Below are 24500 nucleotides of genomic sequence, written 5' to 3' on the forward strand. Positions count from 1 at the left end.
AATCGGAAAGCAATTATTTTATTTGTTAGCACCCTTTAATGATTCTCTCAGCACAAATTTCTGTAGTTTTCCACTCGCATTACGAGGAAGCTCATCTGCAAATATATAATGACGCGGACGTTTATAGTCAGCTAATTCATCACTTTCTTTACAGTATACTTCTAAATCCGCTGCTGTAATATGTTCATCCTTTTTGACCACTACCGCAACAACACGTTCCCCCCACAATTCATCTGGTTCACCAAGTACAGCAACATCTAGTATACCAGGATGACTATGCAGGAAATCTTCAATCTCACGCGGATAAATATTTACTCCGCCACTTATAACCATATCGTCAACACGATCTGCTACATATAAATAACCATCTTTATCAAAATAACCAAGATCCCCTGAATGGTACCAGCCTTTATACATAGACTTTGCGTTCGCTTCTTCGCGATTATGATATCCTGCCATCATAGTTGGTCCACGTGAAATAATTTCTCCTACTTCATACGGTGGCAGTACATCATCTGGTTCTGCCGGTCCCTCTTCGTTCGGCTTTACAATTCGAATTTCGTGACTAAAACAAGGTGTTCCTGCTGAACCAGCTTTCGTAATTTGATCTTCTTCTACTAAGAATGCAATAACCGGACCCATCTCTGTCATTCCATAAATTTGTACAAGATCAATATGTAGACGCTCTTTACATTCTTTTACGAGTGCAGGTGCCATCGCAGCTCCGCCGTATACCCCAATTTTCATCGAGTGAAGCTCATATTGTGATAAATCTTCTTGTAACAACATATTCCACATCGTTGGCGCCGCAAAAAACGTCGTGATTTTTTCTTTTTCAATTGTATGTAGTACCGTCTTCGTATCAAATTGATGTAAAATAATATTTTTCCCGCCGACTTGAATTCTTGGTATAATACCAGCGTTTAATTCCCCGCAATGGTATAGTGGTGCTACAACAAGCCCGATACTGTCACGGTTATATTTTAAGAAATAGGTACAAATCATACTATGTTCTGCCATATCACGGTGACGATGCAGCACCCCTTTTGGATGCCCTGTTGTACCACTTGTATAAAGCATCGAACAATAATCGGTTTCCTCAACAACAATATCCACCGGCTCTGATGGCGCTGCCCCTACTTTTTCGTGATACGAAGCAGCATACGAAGGCGTATCATCTTCTATGTACCAAAAAGAACTGCTTGGGAAATCTCTTTCAACCATCGCAACTGTTTGTTCAACGGCTTTTTCAAAGACAACCACTTTTGAGGCGGCATCGTGAAGAATGTAAGCTACTTCTTTCGCTTTTAAACGGAAGTTAATCGGATTGAAAACCGCACCAATTTTGGCACAAGCAAGGTAAACGTTTACAAATTCACGGCAGTTATATAAATATACAGATACAGTATCTCCTTTTTTCACACCTTCTGCTAATAATGCGTGCGCCGTTTTATTAATCTGTTCATCCCACTCTTTGTATGTCCAGCGAATGTTCTTCTCTGGTTCCACTAGCGCTTCTTTATTCGCATACTTACTAACCGCTAATTCAAAAATCCTCCCAATCGTCATATACATGTCAAACTATGCCCCCTTTTAACTTTCATAAATCTATCATTTCGCCTATAAGTAGACATTTCCTCTACATTTTTACCCCCTTTTTCTGATCATTCTCGACACTGTTTTACAAATATATATTCATTTTGATGTTCTAACATGCAAATCGTGCCTATGAAAACAAAAGCGGATTTCCACTACATAGTATGGGGCGCAAAAAGGCACTGATCGTTTCTATCCATTGGTGAATCCTCTCTCCCATCCAAAAATAAAAAAAGACTGAAACCTAAAGCCTCGCAACATGCGAACCTTTAGGCCAGCCTCTTCTCTTAAGAAAATAGCTCTTTTAAAATCTCAAGCTTATCTTCTGTATATTTAATATAGCCATCATTATATGACTTTGGATCTTTCGGGTTTGCGAAGTGCGTAATTGCCCCTGTTTTTGGATGCACAAATTTACTTGATGCACCGCAGCCAAGACCGATAATCGATTGTACTTCTTCCATAATCACGATATTATAAATGCTTTCTTGCGTCGGCATTGCGTAGCCAACATTTTCTAAGTTACCTAAAATGTTCTTTTGGCGGTATAAATAATAAGGTACATAATTATGGTTCTTCGTCCACTCTTCTGCTTCATGCATCATCGCTGTAATTTCTTCGCGGCCTGCCACTTTATATTTACGCTTGTTTTGCGTCATTTCAGAAGCACGCTTAAATGATAATGTGTGAACTGTTAATGATTCAGGCATTAACTTTTCTGTTTCATCTAACGTATGTTTAAAGATCTCTAACCCTTCACCTGGAAGCCCAATGATTAAGTCCATATTAATATTGTTCATTCCCATTTGACGTGCCAAATGATACTTCTCAATCGTTTCTTCCACCGTATGATGACGTCCAATTGCTTTTAACGTTTCTTGATGGTACGACTGCGGATTAATACTAATGCGGTCAATGTTCCATTTATTTAACACTTCTAGTTTTTCTGGCGTAATCGTATCAGGGCGACCGGCCTCAACTGTTACTTCACGTACTTCTTTCACATCTGGGAACGATTGGTACATTTCTTCATATAGCATATCCATCTCTTCTGCCGTAATACTTGTCGGTGTACCACCACCGTAATAAATCGTTGTAACTTTAACACCTTTTTCTTTTAGGAACTTACCAATTTCACGAACCTCGTAGTGTAAGCCTCCTAAGAAAGAATCAACCGATCCTTGGCGTCCATTAATCGCATAAGCCGGGAATGTGCAGTACGCACATTTTGTCGGACAGAACGGAATACCGATATAAATACTAACTTCTTCTTTTAAACGATATAAATCTGGCACAACTGCTAATTGGCAATCAACAATGCGCTGCAGAAGTTCAATTTTCTCTTCATGAATTAAATAACTTTCACGAAGTTCTTTATGTGCTTCTTCTTTTGACATACCGTTTTGCAGCATTTTATGAAGAAGCTTTGTTGGACGTACGCCTGTTAAAATGCCCCAACTCTGCTCCAATCCTGTTAACTGCTGTAAGACAGAAAGGTATACATATGAAACAACGTGTTTTACTTGTTTCATACGTTCTTTTTCTTCTGTAAAAGAAGATAAATCTTTAGAAAACGTTTCTTCATACACATTGCCCGTTTGCACGTCTGTTAAACGCGCTGAAGCTGTCACGTTTCCTTCTATCTGTATTTCAACAATAAGATTCGCATCTTCTTTCTCAAATCCTATCGTACTTTCTTCAAAAAATAAGCCGCTAATATTTTGCAGCGGACGTAAAAAACGATCATCTTGTAACGTTTTAATTGAAATTAACAACCCTTATCACCTTTTCATTTGTAAACTCTCTTTAGTTTACTTGAAGGGCGTGTACAGGTCAATACAGAAGCTTTTACCTCATTTTCCCGTAATTTTAAAATAACAACACGAAAAAAAACGTAGCTTTTAGGCCACGTTTTTTTTCGACAATCTACCTCCATTTATGAACTTGCGAGTGATTTTTCAAAAATGGAAGTGGAAATTGTTTTCGAAAATGTTCCTTAATCATATATTCCACTCCGTTTTCACTATTAGAACGCGTAATCCAGTCCGCTGCTTGTTTTACAGGAATAGGTGCATCTCCCATTGCAACTCCTAATCCGACACTCGCAATTACCTCTAAATCTTCCAAACTATCTCCAATCGCTACCATTTCATTTAAACTTATACCAAGGTGCTCTCCTAACAATTGTAGCCCGCGTAATTTTGATACGTGTAGCGGAAGAATTTCCACTCTCAATGTATCACATTCTGTATACTCAACATCTTCAAATGCTTTTTTTAGTGTTTTCAGCGCACGCTCTTTTTCTCCCCTATTCGAAAAAACAACATCAATCTTCGGAGCAGCAACAGGTTGATCGCGCAGAGCGTCTCCGAGTGAATCTACAAATTGAACAGGATAAAATAGCGGATCTGTACTTGATAATACAGTGCGCGCAATTAAGTTTGGTGTATTTCGCTCACGGTTACCGATTGAAAAGCGCTCATGTGAAATACGTATATTACATTCAAAATGTTCTAGCACTTGCACCATATTGAATGTTTTTTCCTCTGACAATCGTTTTTGAATGAGTGGTTTATCTAATGAAGCAGAAATAAATGCTCCACTATGTGTAATTAAAAGGGAATCAAGTTTTAATGACTTCGCTACTTTATGAGCCGATTGATAATGCCGACTTGTAAAGAGCGTAACATATACACCTTTTCGTTTTACAAATTCAATCGCTTCCCTTGTTCCTTTTGGTATCTTTCCATTTTTCTGTAGGAGTGTTCCATCTATATTAAGAGCCAACAAGCGATAAATCATGTCGTTTTCCCTCCTCTTAGCTGCTTTCACCCTATCCATAATTTATGAAATAAATGTTTTAATTAGAACGAGTTCGAATCCTTCCTACAAATTTGGTTTAATATATATGTATATCAGCAGTAAAGGAGCTATCAATATGAAAGCACTTCCTTCTTTTTATGAAGGTGATACATTAGACGTTGCAAAACGTTTACTCGGTCATAAACTTGTACATATTGTAGATGGTGTAAAACGAAGTGGATTCATTGTTGAAGTAGAAGCATATAAAGGACCAGATGATAAAGCGGCACATAGCTATGGAGGCAGACGAACGGAGCGGACGGAAGTTATGTTTGGTGCACCAGGGCACGCTTATGTGTATCTTATTTATGGTATGTACCATTGCTTCAATGTCATTACTGCTCCAGTTGGTACCCCGCAAGGCGTTCTCATCCGGGCGCTGGAACCAGTCGATGGAATAGAAGAAATGAAAATAGCACGCTTTGGGAAAACGGAACTTACAAAAGCACAATACAAAAATGTAACGAACGGCCCTGGTAAGCTATGTCGCGCACTTGGCATTACTTTAGAAGAACGCGGCTTATCACTGCAAGGAAATGAATTATATATTGAATTCGTTCCTGAAGAAGAACATTTATCTTCCCAATATGAGATTGTTGCTGGCCCCCGCATTAATATTGACTATGCGGAAGAAGCGGTTCATTATCCTTGGCGGTTTTATTTTAAGGGGCATCCATTTGTTTCTAAGTAAAAGGCTCTTAGTAAAACTTTTACTGATACAACTAATACAGTATTATACCGTACTCAAAAAGATGATGAATGAATTACTTTCGTAGCTTATATATTCAAAAGTTAACTCTGTGAAAATCACCTGAAATCGTAGGGGTCACCTGCGTTGCGCTTTTTCTGGGAAGCACCTACAGATATTCCCACAAATACAAAAAGATGTGTGTTAATGAAAGAGTTTTATCACTCTAAAAAAGAAAATTAGGGGCGGAAACGCATGCCCATCAAGTTAAGAAATTGGTAGTTCCCCAAAACGAAGAAAATTTCCGTTTTGGGGACACTTCAAAATATTAGTTTGATGAGCATGCGACTGAACCCCTAGTACTTTATTTTAATAATGACTCTTTTCATGAAATAAAACTCAATTATCAGTCTAAACCATTTTTTAAATCTAACAATAACAAGTGTGTATTTTTACCTTTCAGATAGTCTCTTTTATTCTAATTTCTTCATTTCTTTTAACCGTTCTATATCCTTTTCTGAAGCCTTTTCTATTTTATACAGTTCATAGCTACCCTTTATCTCATTTATCACTACAAATTCAATTTCATTCCGAACATAGCTTTTAGTTTTTCCCTTTTTATAACCAATAACATTATCTAATATAGTTTCCCCACTATCTTTTTTATATAAATTATAGCTAACAGGTGGACGACCGATTACATACTTATTATCAGAAAATCCGACTATATCATCCCTTCCTAATCCTGTCGAAACACTCCAAACAAAAATAATCTGAAATATAGAATAAACAATAATACCGCATAAGAAAAAAAATAGGATTGATTTAAAAAATAACTTTAAAGGTATCCTGTCCAAAAATCATTGCCTCCCATTAGATTTGTTATATAATTCTACGAAAGTATAGCTGTATATCATGCTCTTTAAAACAGGTTTCCAATCATCAGAACATTAAAACAATAACAGTATAAACTAAAAATACCTCCAAAGACGGAGATTATCAAATTTTTATCTCATATATCAATATTAAAGTTTAATAAAACTAAATAAAAAAGAAACCAAATTGGCTTCTTTTTTACTCCGCACCTTCCGCAGTCGCAATATCATTTTCAAGGTTTTCTCTCGACAAATCAGCTGTCATAAAATCAGCTGTTTCTGGAAGTGCTAAATGCAAATGTGCTTTTTGACAAATTTGAATCGTACAGTTTTCTACGACAAAGTCAAAAACATGTCCGCCTCCACTTCGTTCATCATCAATATAATGTAAATGGAAACCGGCCACCCCAATCCCTTGCGCATAATCTGGTGTCCAAAATCCTGTCATCGTTCCTTTCGTATGAGAGAAAGAAAAAATCGGTTGTGATTTTGTTACTTCTACAAGCGGTGTATATGGTCTTGCTTGACGCGGAACGGTTCTCGTTCTTACTTCACAGAATGTACCATCCATACGAATCGCATAAAACAAGTTTTTACTTGGCATTAATTCATGTAATAAAGATTCTACTTCTTCACGATTCATTGGACGATCAATTGTATAACTCATTTCTTTCTCAAAAAATGTTACAGTGGCAAACGGTGTTGTTTCTTCCGGTGCTACCATTTCTGCAGAACCGTCGGAACGCAAATGATAAAATTCCCCATCAAAAGCGATCATTTCACCATCTAATTGATCAAACGTACCGATGCCAAAATCGCCGTGTTCTTTTAATTTCTCAAAGTTGATGATTCCATCATATATACCATCTAATAAAGCTAGCATTGTTGATGTTTGATATACTTCGTTATTCGTTTTCATCTTTTTCGCATCAATATCTAATAATTGTGCAATACTCATATCTATTCTACTCCTTTACCACTAGTTCAATTGGTTTGGTAGTAATTTTTCACTTAATTTAATGTTATCGCGATAATCAATTGGAATATCAACAATAACAGGGCCTTCTGCTCTCATTGCTTCTTTCAGAACATCTTCTAACTCTTCTGGAGAGTTTACGCGAAGTCCAGTAGCACCGAAGCTTTCTGCATATTTTACAATATCAACATCGCCAAATTCTGTCGCTGATGTTCTGCCGTATTTCATCATTTGTTGGAAGGCAACCATATCATATGTACCATCTCTCCAAACAAGATGCACAATTGGAGCGTTAAGACGTACTGCCGTTTCTAGTTCCATTGCTGAGAATAAGAAACCACCGTCTCCAGAAACAGAAACAACTTTTTTACCTGGTTCCACTAATGTCGCTGCGATTGCCCACGGAAGTGCCACCCCTAACGTCTGCATACCGTTACTAAATAATAATCGACGTGGTTCATATGAGCGGAAACATCTTGCCATCCAAATGTAATGGGAACCGATGTCACATGCCACTGTTGTTTCATCGTCAATTAAAGAACGAAGTGTACGAATGACTTGCAGTGGATGTGTAAGCCCTTGTGAATCACGATTCGGCACTTCGGCTTGCTCTGTTAATTTCGCGCGTAATTGATCTAAAATAGCTTCTGATTTCGTTGTTAAAATCAGTTTCGGTAACTGCTCTGCAATGCTATTTACAGTTAATGCAATATCACCAATTAATTCGCAATTTGGTTGATAGTCATGGTCAATATCAGCTTGATGATCGTCAAGATGAATAATCGTTCTGTCCCCTAACTTATTCCAAAACTTCGGATCATACTCAATTGGGTCATAACCGATAGATAGAACAAGATCAGCCTCTTCTAATAAAATATCGCCTGGTTGATTGCGGAATAATCCAACGCGTCCAAAGAAATGATCTTCTAATTCACGTGAAATTGCTCCAGCTGCTTGATATGTTTCAACAACAGGCAATTGTGTATCAGCAATTAACTCACGAACTGCTTTTGTTACTTCATTTGTGCTCGCTCTCATACCAAGTAAAATAACTGGTAATTTTGCGGATTTAATTTGTTCTACAACTGCTGTAATTTTATGTGTGGGAGCGATACCAAGTTGGGGCTGAGAAAGCGTGCCAATAGATGAAACGGACGTTTCAGCAGTCATAACATCTTGCGGAAGGCTCACAAGCGTTGCTCCCGGATGAGTAGAAGTTGCACTTCGGAATGCATTTGTCAGTGCTTCTGGCACATTATCAGGATGCTCTACTTCTACGCTATATTTTGTGATTGGTTCGAATAGTGCAGCATTATCCATAGATTGATGCGTACGTTTTAAACGATCTGTACGCGGCACTGCACCCGCTAAAGCAACAACGGGATCACTCTCTGCCGTAGCAGTCACAAGACCTGTCGCTAAATTTGATGTCCCTGGTCCTGATGTAACAAGACATACACCTGGTTTTCCTGTCAATCTCCCAACAGCCGCTGCCATAAAGGCTGCGTTTTGTTCATGGCGACAAACGATTAACTCAGGCCCACGCTCCTTTAACACATCAAACACAGAATCAATTTTTGCACCCGGAATACCGAAAACATGTGTAACTCCTTGCTGAATCAAACAATCGACAACAAGATCGGCTCCTTTTGTTGTTTTTGTTTTCACGTTGCTCGCTTTTACCTCTGTACTCAAACTAATCATCCCTTTATGTCAAAATCGTGTAAAATAAAGCTTTTTATGTAAACTACAGAACATATTACACTTAGTTAATTAATATAGTGTAATATCTCTTGTTAGTTATTATATTACGAATGTATCAATTTTCCAATAATATGAATTTGACAGTATTTTGACAATGTATATTGAAAACCTTTACATTTATTTTATTATATTCGAATAATATTTCCGGTGAATTTCTCCATTCCTATCACCTATTTTCCACCTTAGTCTCATGATAGACTACAAATGTGTTCTCACTAAAAAAAGACGCTTCCCTCTCAGGAAACGCCTTTCACATTAAGCTTGGTGTGCAGTATATAATTCTTCAAGTGGCTTCATGATAATTTTGTTAATATCGCCAACTACAACATTTAAGCGTTGCTCTGCTTCCATTAACTTAACGATTTTTTGATCTTGTTGAATAAGCGCTACAACTTCTTGTGCTTTTTGATTATCTTCTTCAGTAATCTCTTGACCTTGCATCATTTTTTGTTGTAACTCTAATTGCATTGTACGGAACTGGTCAAATAGTTGTTTTGACGCTGCATCCCCTTGTACTTCTGCATAACTAGCTTTTAATGATTGGAAGTCTGCATTTTCTGCGATTGCCTTTTGTAATTCATATGCAACATCATGAATGTTTTTTGTCATTGTATTTTTCCTCCTTTAGCGGGCTTGGTCTAATGCCCTTGCCCTTTGAATACCTTTTGATACGCACCCTTTTACAATAACAAACTATGCACTATATGTGAAGAAATTTCACTTTATTTATTAAATGGATAAGACATTTGAAAACCTTTCTTTTAGGTGGAAGAGAGGATCCGCCCTTACATAGATGCGGTCACAGGGCCTTTTTGGATTCCATGCCGTATGAAACCAGAATGAAGGAGCGAGAGTAGGGCTCCTTTTACTTTCATAGCCTTAATTGAAAGGATGAAAAAGCACACGTTCATGCATCCCACGCTATACAACAAGAACAGGAGAACATAAGTGAATGTCTCCTGTTCTTTTCATGGCTGGATTCTATCTGCTCTCTAAAAAGAAAGGTTTCTCAATTCAGTTCATTACATGAAGAAAAGTAACAATATCCCTTGCATCAATCCAATTGTCCCGCCTAATAACGCTCCTAAATATGTAATCATCTTCAGTTCACTTTTCGTAATCGACAGTACAAGGTCTTCTATTCGTTCTGTTGAGAATGTCGATACTTCTTGTTGTACAATTTCAGCAAGACGTAAATTTTTCAAAATCTGTTCCGTATTGTTGATTCCCCATGCTAAAGCTTGTTTCACTACGCTTGGAATCATTGTTTGGACAATCGTTTCTCTAACTGGTTCACACACTTTTTGAACAGATTGATTAAAAAATCCACTTACAGTTTCTTCTATTTTAATTGTTGATACGATGGACTTTACAACTGTGTCTTTCTCTATAAAGGACTCCAATTCCTTTACTTCTCTACCCTTTAACTTTTCCCACTCTTTTTTCAACACATCACTTAAAAGCTGCTTCGTTCCTTCTTGCTTTAAAAACTTAATCACTTCTGGCTGCAAGCGATCCACTAAACTTACATTTCCTAAAAACATACCGATCATATTTAATAACGTACCTCGCGAAGCAAAAAAGTCATCGATCATTTTAGCAAGTCGTGCTTTTCCCTCTTCACTTTCAAAAAAGCTAATTCCTCTTTCTACAATAAATGTTGCGATCTGCGGAATCATTTGCTCTACTTTTTCATGAACAGAGCTAGGCAAAGCTTGTTCCCACGTATATGTATCATATTGTGATAAAAACGTCTCAATTTTTTCCACAATCATGCTTTCAATTTTTTGAACCGTCTTCTCTTCTACATGCTCCAGGCCCCATTTTTCTAAAACATCGCGCAATGATTGTTCATTAACCAAAACTTTATCAATCTCTACTTGCGCCCATTGGATGAGTTCTTGTTGAAATGTTTCATCTGTTAATTTCTTTCCAATCCCTTCAGGCGTTAACAAGTGATCCACAACCATTTTCCCTAATTGCACAGCCAGTTCATCACGGCGCTTCGGAATTAACCCTGGTGTAAATGGTACACGAAACTTCCCAATATAAATAGGACGATGAGGGCGAAATAACATTTTTATCGCTAAATGATTTGTATATCCTCCAATTACTGCCCCTAATCCTGTCGTTGTTAACATATTTAACCACATATTCATTTCAATATCAGCCTTCCATTTCTCCAAATATATATCTATATCTTACTACAACTTATTACAAGGACAAGACATAATCATTCATCTTGCATTCCATATTAAAAACTCCGATTAGTGGTGCTTTCGTTTCTCATTAATCCAGTTACGGCTATGAAAGCAAAAAGTCTCCTCCACTCACCTTCTCCTTTTGGTTTCACATAGTATGGGCACCGAAAAGGCTCTGACCGCTCCTAGCCTTGAGCAGTTCTCTCTTCCCCCCAAAAAGAAAAAGTTTTCGTTTTTAACTCGCACCATAAAGTGAAACTTTAATCAGTAGGGAGCAGTCGGGCCTTTAGCGCGGGATCCAAACATTGATCATCCAAAAATAGAATATCATTATACAAGCAATAGTATAATGATATGGAAGCAGATTTGTACCGTATATAATAAACCCGCTCTGAAGCAATTTCACATTAGAAATACAAAAAGATTGAGCAACTCCCTCTTCTCTTTTTACATAATAGATTAAAAAAGATTCTTACGTATATTACGGTTTCATCCATTTACACCGTAACTGAAAAAGGAGTGACGACTATATTGAAAGATCATATTTACACATTACAAATTTCTACTGATCATCCAAGGTCGCTAACATTGCCTTATATATTTTCGAATACTTTTCCTCTTACCTCTCTTTCTTTTGGCTTGCGACATGTGACATGTGAACATATTGAAATTCAGCATACGTATGCGCAAGAAATTATAATAGGCGAGCAAATTGCACAAGAACTTTTCCTTCCACCTTCGACTGCCATACATGCTTTCACTCAAAACCAAACACTTATATTCGGACCACTAATCGGGATTTTCACAACAGGTTTTACAGAATCCGCTTCCCATCCCATTGGCAATCGTTCTATCGGTTTTCAGGACTTGATCACCCTACCAGACTCTTTGCATCCGATTGTTTTCTTATTTGGGGCACAGCATATAAACTGGGATGAAGAAACGATTGAGGGATACTTTTTCAAAGAAGAAAAATGGGTGCAATGTACAGTTCCTTTCCCAAATGTGATTTACGACCGATTACCTAATCGACAAGCAGAGACTTATCGTCCTATCATCCGGGCAAAAAAACGATTACAAACAAAGTACGCTATTCCATGGTTTAATCCAGGATTTTTCAACAAATGGAATATACATGAGATTCTTATAAATGAAGAAACAGTCGCTTCTCTCTTGCCTCAAACAGAAGCATTTCGAAACTTCGAACAAATAGAGCATTTCTTATCATCATACAAACACGTTTATATGAAACCCGTGCACGGTAGTTTTGGACGAAACATTTATCAACTTCTTTATTCTCATGCAGAAAACTGTTATTATTGCCGCTATCGTGAAGGGGAGCAAAATAAATTACGAAAGTATCATTCTTTAGAAACATTGATCAATCACGTTATGCAAGGGCAAGATTTAAAAACATTTATCGTCCAGCAAGGGATTGTACTATTACGTATAGGCGGGCAGCCTGTCGACTTTCGAATTCATACGAATAAAAATCGCTTCGGCAATTGGAGAGTTAGTGCCATCGTGGCAAAAATCGCTGGAAAAGGCAGCATGACAACTCATATAAATAGCGGCGGAGAAGTAAAATTACTTCAAGATATTTTTCCTGACGCGACAGAGCGTGTTCGAATTACGAATAAATTAACAGCCGCCGCCTTGCAACTAAGTTCCGCTGTAGATCAACGCATGGAAGGAAATATTGGAGAAATCGGCTTTGATTTAGGGTTAGATAAAGATGAGAACGTTTGGCTATTTGAGGCCAATTCCAAACCTGGCAGAACTGCCTTTCAATCCAAGCAATTCCAAGAATATAACGAGCTAACAAGACAATTATTTTACGAATATGCCATCCATTTAACAAAAGACCAACTCTCTCGTCCGAAAAAACAATCACCGAAAGATCAAACTTCCACCATGTAACAGGTGGAAGTTTTTTCATTATATCAATTTCACTGCTAATTCAGTTTGTGTCCCGCATGTCCCGCAATAGAAAACATGAACACAACATTGCTGAGAATCCACCTCTGTTAAACCGTCTACCGCTATTAATACATCTTGATCCATATATGCGCTATAAGCATCTGTATAATCCACAACTTTCCCATAATCTTGGAGTACATTCGTACAAACCCGGCAAGAATATGATTGAGATTCTAATGCATTACAAAGTGGACATATTGCCATTACAACGCCTCCAATCATAGAGGTTTCACTTTATGATTAGTGTGACCTTCTTTTAGAAAAATACAAATTAAAAAACTTTCTTTTTAGATAGGAGAGAGCATCCAGCCATGCATAGATGCGGTCAGGGCCTTTTTTCACACCATGCCATGTTAAAACAAAAAGAGTGCAGGTTACCTTTATTGATCCATAACAGCGGTTTATGTTTTTACAAAATTTACAAATTATTATTTCGCATATCTTTCTACGTAACATCCATACTATGAATACACTCCTCATCACCGATGGATTGGCGCCAAAGGGGCGATCATCTGGTTCAAGTCCAGCTAATCCAACCAAAAAAATTTCTATACTCTAAGGAGGATATATTCCTATGGCAAACCAAAATTCTTCAAATCCATTAGTAGTACCAGGTGCATCAGCAGCAATCGATCAAATGAAATACGAAATCGCTCAAGAATTTGGTGTACAATTAGGAGCAGATTCTACAGCTCGTGCAAACGGATCTGTTGGTGGCGAAATTACAAAACGTTTAGTAGCAATGGCTGAGCAAAGCCTTGGCGGATACCAAAAATAAATATATATGGCAAAAAGGTCTCAGGGTATTCACCCTGAGACCTTTCTTATTACTGCAACATTTGTAAGAATTTTTTCGTCCGTTCTTCTTTTGGATTTGTAAATACTTCTTCTGGTCCCCCTTGTTCTACAACAACACCGCCATCCATAAAGATAACGCGATTTGCAATTTGATGAGCAAAGCGCATTTCGTGCGTTACAATTACCATCGTCATTCCTTCATTGGCAAGTTCCTTCATTACCTTTAGAACTTCTTGTACAAGTTCTGGGTCTAATGCTGACGTTGGTTCATCAAATAATAAAACTTCTGGTTCCATCGCAAGCGCACGAGCAATTCCAACGCGTTGTTGCTGGCCACCAGATAATTGGAATGGATATAACTCCATTTTGTCACCCAGTCCAACTTTCTCAAGGAAATATGTCGCCTTTTTCTTCGCTTCGTCTTTCCCTATCTTTTTCACTGTAACAAGCCCTTCCATTACATTTTGGATTGCTGTTAAGTGAGGAAACAAATTATGATGCTGGAATACCATACCTGTTTGTGTACGAAGATTTACAATATCTTTCTTCGTTACTTTTTTAGAGAAATCCAGCTCTTTAGCACCAATGCGGACAATACCTGCATTTGGTGTTTCTAATACATTCAGGCAACGTAAAAATGTTGTCTTACCAGATCCAGAGGGTCCAATAATGACAACAACCTCACCCTTTTCTACTGATAAATCAATATGCTTTAGTACAGTGTTATTACCGAAACTCTTTTGTAAATGTTGAATTGAAATCATAAAAACAAAAACTCCTTTTATAAAAGGATTATTATTTAAGCGTATAACGTTCTGAACGTTTTTCTAATATTTGTTGCACGATAGATAGTAAGAAACAAATCACCCAATATATAAGACCTGCTTCAAAATAAACAATTAAAAATTCATAGTTACTTGCGGCAATTTCCTGTGCTTTTCGAAACATCTCCGTTACTAAAATTAACGATGCCAATGAAGTATCTTTCACTAAGCTAATAAATGTATTAGAAAGCGGTGGAATCGATACACGCGTTGCTTGTGGTAAAATAATGCGTTTTAATGCCTGTGGATACGTCATCCCAATTGTATACGCTGCTTCCCATTGTCCTTTCGGAATCGATAAAATGGACGCGCGAATAATTTCAGATGCATACGCACCAACATTTAATGAAAATCCAATAACAGCTGCTGGATATGGATCAATCTCAATGTTGAGAGTCGGAAGTCCATAAAAAATAATGAATAATTGTACAAGAAGTGGTGTTCCGCGAATAATAGATACATAGATACGAGCAATCCATTGCAGTATGCGGCTATTTGAAATACGTGCTAAAGCCGTAAATATCGCCAATATAATACCGATTACAAATGTAATAATCGATAATGGAATTGTCGTGAAAAGAGCACCCTCCAGCATAGGCATGAAGGATGCTTGCATGATATCTATCCATGTAGATAATCGATCTGTAGCGATTGCACTACTTAGATACATCTTCACCAAACCATTTTTTCGCTATTTTGTCATACGTGCCATCTTTTTTCATATCTTCTAACGCTTTATCTACTTCTTGTACTAATGTATCGCTTCCTTTACGGAATAAGAACCCACTTTGTGATGCTTCTTTTTCTGTATCTACAATTTTAATGTTTGCATCTTTTTTCGTTTGTAAATAGTTTAATACTGATAACTTGTCATTGATTGTGAAATCAACGCGTCCTGAGTTAAGTAATTCTACTGCTTGACTAAATCCTTCTACACCCTCGATTTTCGCACCATTTTTCTTTGCAATATCCGCATAGTTACTTGTTAAAGATTGCGCTGCTTTCATACCTTTAATATCTGTAAATGAAGCTGGCTTATCTTTATCTTTTGCAACGACAAGTGCTGCTGAAGAAGAAATATATGGTTTCGAGAAATCGTATTTCTTTTGACGATCTTCACGAATCCCAACTTCATTTGCAACCATATCGAAACGTTTTGCATCTAGCCCAGCAAGTAAGCTGTCCCATTGCGTTTCTTTAAATACTGGTTTTACACCTAAACGTTTTGCAACTTCTTCAGTTAACTCAACGTCAAATCCAGTTAATTTTCCACTTCCATCGTGGAATGTAAACGGTGGATATGTACCCTCTGTACCAACAACGATTTCACCGCTTTTTTTAATTTGTTGTAATGCATCTTGATTAGCTGTATCTTTTTTCTCTTCTTTGCCACAACCTGCTACAATACCAACCGCTAATGTAGCTACTGCAAGCACTGAAAATAATTTCTTCATGATGTAATCCTCCAAGTATTCTGATAGGAATTTAAAAACTATATTGATTGTATGCAATCTTGAACAATTTTTCAATGAAAATGTTCGTCATTAGTGTGTCCTTTTTTTTCATAATCAAACAAAACACCATTTATTACATACAAAAAATAAGTAACGTGTTTAAATATAGCATTTATAGAAGAAAAGGTAAAACAAAAAAACTTTTGAATTACCTTTCATATGTAACTTTTTGGAAACCAGAATTATATCAGCGATTTTTCAAATATATCGACCGATTCTTAACATATATCGGCGATTCGACAAAGGATATCGACTAACAGACAAATAACAACAAACTCTCCATATAAAAAAGAGCTTGCTACAGTAGCAAGCTCTTTTACGAATCTAATACACAATATCCCATCATTCCGCACAATAGTAAAAAGAAAGCAATATTAAATGTTACTGATAACTCTTCCATCCCTATCTCCCCCTTTATTCCAAAATATCACATGGATAGAGGGGGCAGAGGTCCTATTTGTAAACATTGCTTTAAAGTTTTCTGAACATTTCGTGAAAGTTAAGCACTTTGACTTCCTTCCATTTGTGTTTTGTACATTTCATAATAACGACCTTTTTTCTCTATTAATTCATCGTGAGATCCCTTTTCAAGAATCGTCCCACGATCAAGTACAATGATTTGATCTGCGCTCTTAATTGTTGAAAGACGATGTGCAATAATAAATGTTGTTCGCCCCTTCTTCACAACTTCTAAAGCTTTTTGAATCATCGCTTCAGTCTCGGTATCAATACTTGAGGTCGCTTCATCTAACACTAAAATAGCAGGATCGAATGCTAACGCACGCGCGAAAGATATAAGTTGGCGCTCCCCGGTTGATAACGTACTTCCTTTTTCCGTAATTTCTTCTTCTATATTGTTAGCAAATCGCTCTGCCCCTACATCGTGCAGTGCTTTTACAATTTTAGCCTTTGAAATCCTCGGATGTTCTAAGCTTACATTCGATGCAACTGTTCCACTAAATAAAAATGGATCTTGCAGTACAATCCCCATATGCTCACGGAGTGCCTGCTTTGGCATCTCTTTCAAGTCATGCCCATCGATTGTAAGTTTTCCTTTTTGAAATTCATAAAACTGGAAAAGTACATTCATAATAGAACTTTTCCCCGATCCCGTATGACCAACGAGGGCAACCGTCTCTCCTTTTTTCGCCTCAAAAGAAATGTTTTTTAATACTTCATCCTTCCCGTTATAAGAAAAGGAAACATCATCAAATCGAACATTTCCATTTAAACGCGGGATACGTTCCTCTTCAACTACTTCTCCCTTTTCATCCAACAGTTCAAATACACGTTCTGATGCCACACGCGCTTGTTCTAAATTCGCAAGCTGATTCACCATATTCGTAATTGGCGAGAAGAGCCTTGTTAAATAATCGACAAATGCATACAGCACCCCTAAAGAAACAATACCCGTCGCACTCAAAGAAGCGCCGCCAAAATACCAAATAACTCCCGTAAAGGCAATGTTCCGTAAGACACCTACTAAGTTATGAGATGTCGCTGCATTTAAATTTAAAATTTTGTTTTGATACTTAAAGTAATCTTCATTTAACTCTTCAAATTCTTTCTTCGTTGTACGTTCTTGACGAAACGCCTGAATAATCGGCATCCCTTGAATAGATTCATTCACTGTTCCATTAATATCTGATAACCGAGAACGCATTTTATGATTGTACACAGATGCATATTTTCGATATACAACAGCCCAAACAATTAAAATTGGGACGATGAGTAAACAAAGAAGTGCTAATTTCATATCAAGTAAAAATAACGCAATAAAAATTCCAATAATGTAAATAAAACTAGAAACAAATGTTGCTAACACTGTTACATATAACTCACGAATTGCCTCAGTATCATTCGTTACACGCGATACAATTTTCCCTGCTGGCAAATGGTCAAAATAACGAATCGGCAAGGTTTGAATATGCGAAAAGACATCTTCACGCATAATTTGAATAATTTTATTCGATGCTTTCTGTAAGAAAAACTGCTTACCGTATGCAAATAAAGATACAACTAACAATAATGCAAAATATCCTCCGCCAAGTAAAAGTAGTCGTTTCATCTCTGGTTCATAAAACGAATATACTTCTTTACCTGTTAACTTCTTCGCTTTATACACTTGCATTGCTTTCCCGCTTTGAATTGTGATCATATCTTCCTTTACAGAACGTGTTCCCTCTAATGTAACTTTGTTAGGTACAAAATAATATGTGAAACCGACCTGTATAACACGAACTTCTTTTCCTTTATGTTCCCCTTGTTCAAAACGGTCGCTTCGCTTATACCAAGTGCCGTTATAAAGTACGGCATCCTCACCTTGCTCCGCTTCATACCAAGGTTTTTCGATTCCAACAATATGATCATCAATCATTATCTTCGCTACAAATGGACCTGCAAGTTCTGCCATAACGAAAATGAATAACATGGCAAGTGCCGCAAAAATGGTCCCCTTCACTTTCATCGCGTACATAAATAGTCGCTTTCCTACGTTCATATTTTCACCTCACCCTCGGCCTTCTCGCCCTGCTGTCTTTCAAACTGTTCCGCATACCAACCATCACTAGAAACAAGCTTATCATGTGTACCCTCTTCTACGACTTCACCATTATCCATAACGAGGATCCAGTCAGCATGCTGCACAGCAGACAAACGGTGCGTTGTTATAATTGTTGTTTTTCCGCTTCTCTCTCTTCGTATATTTTCAATAATCGCCGCTTCCGTCCTAGCATCCACAGCCGATAATGAATCATCTAAAATTAAAATTTCTGGATTTTGAATAACGGCTCGAGCAATTGAAATTCGTTGTTTTTGTCCGCCAGATAAAGAAACACCTTTCTCTCCAACAAGCGTCTCTAATCCTTCCGGAAGAAACTCCAAATCTTTTTTGAATGCGGCAATTTCAATCGCCTTTTCAAGCTCTTCCTGACTTGCTTCCCTGTTACCAAATAAAATATTTTCGCGTGCTGTTTTTGAAAATAGAATATGCTCCTGCGGTACATACCCAATCCAGCCACGCACGCTTTCAGTTGAAATTTCACCAAGCGTAACGTCCGACACTATAATATCTCCTTCTCCAAGTGGATACTGGCGAAGAAGTTGACGAACAAGGGTCGTTTTACCACTACCCGTTTTCCCCACAACGCCAAGCGTTTCTCCTTGTTTCAATGAAAAAGAAACATGTTTCAAATTCATATTTGGTGAAGCCGGATACGAAAAGGAAACTTTATCAAAGTCGATATACGCTGGTTCATGTATACGCATCGGCTTTTTCACGTTCTTCACGTCTGGCTCATACGATAACGTTTCATGAACGCGATCGAGCGAAGCATTTCCTCGCTGCATGACATTGATTAATTCACCAATCGCAAACATTGGCCAAATCATCATTCCAAGGTAAACGTTAAAGGAAACAAGTTCCCCAAGCGTTACTTTTGATTGGAAAACTAAAAATGCCCCGTACACAAGACCAATTAAATAGCTAAGACCAACTAACATCTTCACAGTTGGCTGAAACAGCGCATCAATTTTTGCTACTTTCATATTTTTTTCATATACATCTGTTCCTAATTGATGGAACCTTTCTTCATCCGCTTTTTCCTGTACGTATGCACGAATCACACGTACACCCGCAATTGATTCAAGTACTTTATCGTTCATATCCCCAAACGCATCTTGCGCAATCGTGAAACGTTCATGTAACTTCTTCCCGTATATATTCATCGCATACGCCATAATAGGCAAAGGCAGAAGCGCTGCAAACGTCAGTTGCCAACTAATTGAAAATCCCATCATAAAAACAATTGTGAGCATATATAAACTAGAATCAACGAGCGTCAATATGCCAAACCCTGCTGTCATAGAAATCGCCTTTAAATCATTTGTCGCTCTCGCCATTAAATCACCTGTACGATTTTTATGATAAAAGGTCGGTGTCATCTTAAGTAAATGTCCCATAAATTTTGAACGCATCGTTTTTTCCAGCACGAATGCCCCGCCAAACAACTGGTGTTGCCATACATACGTGAGTGCATAGCCACCTATCGTCGTTATAAATAAAATCCAAATATAGTTCATAATGATTCCGCTTGTTAAAGATCCTATTTTTATATGATCGATTGTTAAACCGATTACTTTTGGAGGAATCACTTCGATTACATTTACAATTAAAAGCGCTCCAATCGCGATACTATACCTCTTCCAATGTTCTTTAAAAAACCATGTTAACTTTTGTAATACTGAAAACAATGAAATCTCTCCCTTCGTGATGTTGTTTCAGTCTATTTCAGTTATCCACTATCAAAAGGCTCCGTTTTTACAATTTGTAATTTGTACTGTTTCATCATTACATTCCACCTTCCACATTTTTCTTTATCGAAACCATACAAAGTATGGAAACAACCAAAAATAGAGACAAAAAAGCGCATACCGCCGCTTGACGATATGCGCAAAAACGCATAAAAGCGTACGTTACGAAATACGCAACGTACGCTTTTTCAAAGACAAAAAAGCACTATCTTTCCGTACAGGTTGCGCAATGATATGAATGTTTCATGCCTTGCAATACAGCTAAGCCAGTCATATTTCCCTTTACAATCATTACGCACACCTCCTTGTTTTTATTTTCCATTTTTAATTTTATAACTTTATTAACTTTTCTGTCAATTGTTTTTTTCATTATTTTACAAAACAAACTTTTATCACAAAAAAATAAAAGAGATACACTCCCTTTTCAATACTCGAAAAAATTATCTATCGATAGCATTCTCGATTATCCTATATTCCACTTGAAAATAAGGTAAACCCCTTTAAGAAAGGGCATACAAAATAAAAATCACATAAGAAATCGTTTCTATAAATATTTTGTTTGAAAAATATTCTCATCCCCCCTACAATCACCATATACTCACTCTTACAAGTTGCTATTTTAGGAGGACAAATCATGACAACGATAACTAGCAATACGTACAAATTTTATGTAAACGGTGAATGGAGAGAAAGCTCTTCAGGGCAAACAATTGATATTCCATCACCATACTTACACGAAGTAATTGGACAAGTACAAGCGATTACTCGCGAAGAAGTTGACGAAGCAATTGCATCAGCAAAAGAAGCTCAAAAAGAATGGGCGGAAGCGTCTCTTCAAGATCGTGCAAAATATTTATATAAATGGGCTGATGAGCTCGTAAATATGCAAGATGAAATTGCCGATATCGTAATGAAAGAAGTCGGTAAAGGTTATAAAGATGCGAAAAAAGAAGTTGTTCGTACAGCTGATTTAATTCGTTACACTGTAGATGAAGCATTACATATGCATGGCGAAAGCATGATGGGTGATAGTTTCCCTGGCGGATCTAAATCTAAACTTGCTATCGTTCAACGTGCACCACGCGGGGTAATTTTAGCAATCGCACCATTTAACTACCCTGTAAACTTATCTGCTGCAAAACTTGCACCAGCTCTTATTATGGGTAACGCTGTTATCTTTAAGCCAGCAACACAAGGCGCAATTAGCGGTATTAAAATGATAGAAGCACTTCATAAAGCAGGTCTTCCAAAAGGACTTGTAAACGTAGCGACTGGACGCGGTTCTGTTATTGGTGACTACTTAGTAGAACATCCTGGCGTAAATATGGTATCGTTCACAGGTGGTACAAACACAGGTGCTCACTTAGCGAAAAAAGCTGCTATGATCCCGCTTGTATTAGAACTTGGCGGTAAAGATCCTGGTATCGTTCGCGAAGATGCTGATTTACAAGAAGCAGCAAATCATATCGTAAGCGGTGCATTCTCATACTCTGGTCAACGTTGTACAGCAATTAAGCGTGTGCTTGTGCATGAAAATGTAGCAGACGAGCTTATTAGCTTATTAAAAGAACAAGTGGCTGCATTAACTGTTGGTTCTCCAGAGCAAGATAGCACAATCGTGCCATTAATCGACGATAAATCTGCTGATTTCGTTCAAGGTTTAGTTGACGATGCGGTAGAAAAAGGTGCAACAATCGTAATCGGTAACAAACGCGAGCGCAACCTAATTTACCCAACATTAATTGACAATGTAACAGAAGATATGAAAGTTGCTTGGGAAGAGCCATTCGGCCCAATCCTTCCAATCATCCGTGTTTCTTCTGATGAACAAGCAATTGAAATTGCAAACAAATCAGATTTCGGTCTGCAAGCAAGTGTCTTCACAAAAGACATTAACAAAGCATTTGCAATTGCAAACAAAATCGATACTGGTTCTGTTCAAATTAACGGACGCACAGAGCGTGGTCCTGACCACTTCCCATTCATCGGTGTAAAAGGTTCTGGTATGGGCGCACAAGGTATTCGTAAGAGCCTTGAGTCTATGACACGTGAAAAAGTAACTGTATTGAACTTAGTGTAATATTTCATTTGAGAAACAGGAGCCCGATTGGCTCCTATTTTTTGTCATTATGTGTCGGTTGGTCGATATCCTTTGTCGAATCGCCGATATATTTCAATTTGCGCTGATAAAATTTCATGTACTATTTTTCACCTTTTAACAATCTTCTTAATAATGACAAATTGTTCACCATAATCTGATTATTGCTATATCCATTGACGTATAAAAATACATTTGTTACCCTTAAAGACGTTAATTTAATATATAAATCCTCATTCGTATCTCGGTGAGGTAGAGGTTGCAGTCATTAAGAGTATCATTTTGGGAGATGTAGTGGCATCGATGAACAAATGGGAAAGGAATGGTTGCCGAAGTAAGAAATGTCCACCATGCATTCTTGCTGGGTCTGTTATTTAATAAATACAGAACTGTCACAAACAATTTGTTTGTGGAGAGCTATCGAGAGGTATGTCGTGGGTTTCCTATAAGATAGAAAGCACGTAGCGACAATGGCATGTGCTTTTTTTGTTTTGTACGAAGCTTACCTTACTTCCTTTTTGGAAGACATACATATCTCCTCGCTTGACTTGGTTATACTAACTTTGGAGGTATTTTTTATGCAGCAAAAAAAATGGGGCTTTTGGGTACTAACAGCATTTGTTGTCGGCAATATGGTTGGCGCTGGGATTTTCATGGTGCCAAGTACATTAGCACAAACAGCAAGCCCTCTCGGTGTTACTTTAGCTTGGTTAACAACAGGGTTTGGTGTTTTAATGCTAGCTCTTGTTTTCGGTAATTTAGCAATTCGTCGTCCTGATTTAACAACAGGACCACAAAGTCATGCATATGCGTTATTCTCATCACCAAAAACAAAAAAAATGGCTGGTTTCAGCATAGTTTGGGGCTACTGGGTCGCAAACTGGGCCAGTAATGTTGCTATTATTACATCTTTTGCAGGTTATTTATCGATCTTCTTCCCTATCATGCAAGATACACATATCTTATTTTCAATCGGATCTTTCGATGTAGAAGTTGGAAAACTCATTACATTTTGCATCTGTTCTTGCTTACTATGGGGAACACATATGATTTTAACAAATGGTGTAAACGGAGCAGGAAAATTAAACTTCCTAGCAACAACAACAAAAGTGACTGGATTCCTTCTATTCATTGTTGTTACTTTATTTGCATTTGAAGCTTCAAAATTTGGACAATGGTACACACCTATAGTTGATAAAGAAGGCGTGTCACATGGTCTACTTTCACAAGTGAATTTAGCTGCTCTTACAACACTTTGGGCATTTATCGGTATTGAATCAGCTGTTCTTTTATCAAACCGTGCGAAATCGCCAAAAACGGTAAAACATGCAACTGTAGCTGGCTTATTAGTAACAGTTGCCATTTATTTAGGAATTACCATTTTAACAATGGGTGTTCTTCACATTGATAAATTACAAACTTCTGAACGCCCATTAGCTGATGCATTAAATGCTGCGATGGGTCATGGCGGCGGAAAATTAATGGCATTGCTTGCCCTTACTTCCCTATTCGGTTCAATCTTAGGCTGGATTTTATTAAGCTCAGAAGTACCGTATCAAGCAGCAAAAGAAGGTTTCTTTCCTTCCTTCTTTGCAAAAACAAACAAAAAAGGAAGTCCGATTTATTCACTAAGACTGACAAATATCATGTCGCAAGTCTTCCTATTCTCAACATTATCAGGGACAATTGCTGAGGCCTATACATTCGTTATTACTGTCTCAACCTTAGCTTACTTAATCCCTTACCTTGTTTCACCAATCTTCCAATTAAAACTCGTTGCAACTGGTGAAACATATAAAAATGAAATGGGTTCACGAATTATGGATGGTATTATCGCATTCATTGCCCTTAGCTATGCACTATGGGTGATTAAAACGGGATCTTCAGACATAAAAACATTCCTTCTTGGAATCGGCTTATTTGTAATTGGTTTCGCCTTTTACCCATTAATGAATCGTGATCAGAAACGAAATAAAAAAAATGAAAACGAACAAGTTTGAACTGCACCCCAAT

The 24500-nt window shown here is 37.5% G+C and carries 19 protein-coding genes, 1 pseudogene and 1 riboswitch; of the genes and pseudogenes, 6 read left to right on the top strand and 14 right to left on the bottom strand.

Going from position 1 to position 24500, the window contains the following annotated elements:
- Positions 1-18: 18 nt before the first annotated feature.
- The 3 genes from CN373_RS11075 to CN373_RS11085 all read right to left on the bottom strand — a co-directional run bounded on the left by CN373_RS11075 (position 19) and on the right by CN373_RS11085 (position 4398).
- Positions 19-1575, bottom strand: a complete 1557-nt coding sequence (locus tag CN373_RS11075) for a fatty acid--CoA ligase (RefSeq protein WP_098359340.1) — start codon at positions 1573-1575, stop codon at positions 19-21.
- Between the two features lie 308 nt (positions 1576-1883).
- Positions 1884-3371, bottom strand: coding sequence for a coproporphyrinogen III oxidase (locus CN373_RS11080; protein WP_000908796.1), 1488 nt, complete (start codon positions 3369-3371; stop codon positions 1884-1886).
- Positions 3372-3522: 151 nt separating this feature from the next.
- Entirely contained in the window at positions 3523-4398 is an 876-nt protein-coding gene (locus tag CN373_RS11085; protein WP_098359341.1) for a Cof-type HAD-IIB family hydrolase, read from the bottom strand.
- 136 nt (positions 4399-4534) lie between these two features.
- Here CN373_RS11085 and CN373_RS11090 point away from each other — a divergent pair, with 136 nt between their 5' ends.
- Both CN373_RS11090 and CN373_RS26175 read left to right on the top strand, forming a co-directional pair.
- Positions 4535-5149, top strand: coding sequence for a DNA-3-methyladenine glycosylase (locus CN373_RS11090; protein ID WP_000645926.1), 615 nt, complete (start codon positions 4535-4537; stop codon positions 5147-5149).
- Positions 5150-5259 (top strand): annotated as a pseudogene (locus CN373_RS26175) (IS1595 family transposase); the annotation flags it as partial.
- Between the two features lie 360 nt (positions 5260-5619).
- Here the strand turns inward: CN373_RS26175 and CN373_RS11095 are convergent.
- The 5 genes from CN373_RS11095 to CN373_RS11115 all read right to left on the bottom strand — a co-directional run bounded on the left by CN373_RS11095 (position 5620) and on the right by CN373_RS11115 (position 10920).
- Complete coding sequence (locus CN373_RS11095; protein ID WP_000374071.1) at positions 5620-6003, bottom strand: hypothetical protein; 384 nt, start codon at positions 6001-6003, stop codon at positions 5620-5622.
- A 217-nt stretch (positions 6004-6220) separates the two neighbouring features.
- Complete coding sequence (gene budA / locus CN373_RS11100; RefSeq protein WP_098359342.1) at positions 6221-6979, bottom strand: acetolactate decarboxylase; 759 nt, start codon at positions 6977-6979, stop codon at positions 6221-6223.
- Positions 6980-7000: 21 nt separating this feature from the next.
- Positions 7001-8692, bottom strand: a complete 1692-nt coding sequence (gene alsS / locus CN373_RS11105) for an acetolactate synthase AlsS (RefSeq protein ID WP_098359343.1) — start codon at positions 8690-8692, stop codon at positions 7001-7003.
- Positions 8693-9016: 324 nt separating this feature from the next.
- On the bottom strand, positions 9017-9370 hold the full coding sequence (locus CN373_RS11110) for a YlbF/YmcA family competence regulator (protein WP_000164604.1): 354 nt from the start codon (positions 9368-9370) through the stop codon (positions 9017-9019).
- 413 nt (positions 9371-9783) lie between these two features.
- A complete protein-coding gene (locus tag CN373_RS11115) occupies positions 9784-10920 on the bottom strand; it encodes a DUF445 domain-containing protein (protein WP_001057592.1) in 1137 nt (378 codons plus the stop codon).
- A 573-nt stretch (positions 10921-11493) separates the two neighbouring features.
- Between CN373_RS11115 and CN373_RS11120 the strand changes: the two genes are divergently transcribed.
- Positions 11494-12882: a YheC/YheD family protein gene (locus tag CN373_RS11120; protein ID WP_000651499.1), complete on the top strand. Its 1389-nt coding sequence runs from the start codon at positions 11494-11496 to the stop codon at positions 12880-12882.
- 18 nt (positions 12883-12900) lie between these two features.
- Here CN373_RS11120 and CN373_RS11125 read toward each other — a convergent pair whose 3' ends face one another.
- Positions 12901-13146 (bottom strand): hypothetical protein, encoded by a 246-nt coding sequence (locus tag CN373_RS11125; protein ID WP_000952066.1) that lies wholly within the window; start codon positions 13144-13146, stop codon positions 12901-12903.
- 370 nt (positions 13147-13516) lie between these two features.
- Here CN373_RS11125 and sasP point away from each other — a divergent pair, with 370 nt between their 5' ends.
- On the top strand, positions 13517-13720 hold the full coding sequence (gene sasP, locus CN373_RS11130) for a small acid-soluble spore protein, SasP family (RefSeq protein WP_000013336.1): 204 nt from the start codon (positions 13517-13519) through the stop codon (positions 13718-13720).
- A 49-nt stretch (positions 13721-13769) separates the two neighbouring features.
- Here sasP and CN373_RS11135 read toward each other — a convergent pair whose 3' ends face one another.
- From CN373_RS11135 to CN373_RS11155, 5 genes are all read right to left on the bottom strand, one after another.
- The gene (locus CN373_RS11135) at positions 13770-14504 is read right to left on the bottom strand and encodes an amino acid ABC transporter ATP-binding protein (protein ID WP_098359344.1); all 735 of its coding nucleotides are present in this window, start codon (positions 14502-14504) and stop codon (positions 13770-13772) included.
- Between the two features lie 31 nt (positions 14505-14535).
- Positions 14536-15234: an amino acid ABC transporter permease gene (locus tag CN373_RS11140; protein ID WP_000281490.1), complete on the bottom strand. Its 699-nt coding sequence runs from the start codon at positions 15232-15234 to the stop codon at positions 14536-14538.
- Complete coding sequence (locus CN373_RS11145; RefSeq protein ID WP_000732833.1) at positions 15221-16018, bottom strand: amino acid ABC transporter substrate-binding protein; 798 nt, start codon at positions 16016-16018, stop codon at positions 15221-15223. Before CN373_RS11145 ends, CN373_RS11140 begins: the two co-directional genes overlap by 14 nt.
- 559 nt (positions 16019-16577) lie before the next feature.
- Positions 16578-18578 carry an ABC transporter ATP-binding protein gene (locus CN373_RS11150; RefSeq protein WP_098359345.1) on the bottom strand — a complete coding sequence of 667 codons (2001 nt, stop codon included), beginning with the start codon at positions 18576-18578 and terminating at the stop codon, positions 16578-16580.
- Positions 18575-20329, bottom strand: a complete 1755-nt coding sequence (locus CN373_RS11155) for an ABC transporter ATP-binding protein (protein ID WP_000493219.1) — start codon at positions 20327-20329, stop codon at positions 18575-18577. The genes CN373_RS11150 and CN373_RS11155 overlap by 4 nt, the downstream gene beginning before the upstream one ends.
- Before the next feature lie 694 nt (positions 20330-21023).
- On the opposite strand from CN373_RS11155, the gene CN373_RS11170 reads away from it, so the two are divergent.
- The gene (locus CN373_RS11170; RefSeq protein ID WP_098359346.1) at positions 21024-22469 is read left to right on the top strand and encodes an NADP-dependent glyceraldehyde-3-phosphate dehydrogenase; all 1446 of its coding nucleotides are present in this window, start codon (positions 21024-21026) and stop codon (positions 22467-22469) included.
- Between the two features lie 263 nt (positions 22470-22732).
- Positions 22733-22915: riboswitch (Lysine riboswitch) on the top strand.
- A gap of 150 nt (positions 22916-23065) precedes the next feature.
- Entirely contained in the window at positions 23066-24487 is a 1422-nt protein-coding gene (locus tag CN373_RS11175; protein WP_098359347.1) for an amino acid permease, read from the top strand.
- The last annotated feature ends 13 nt before the right edge of the window (positions 24488-24500 follow it).

The sequence above is a fragment of the Bacillus cereus genome (assembly GCF_002561295.1).
Lineage (GTDB): Bacteria > Bacillota > Bacilli > Bacillales > Bacillaceae_G > Bacillus_A > Bacillus_A cereus_S.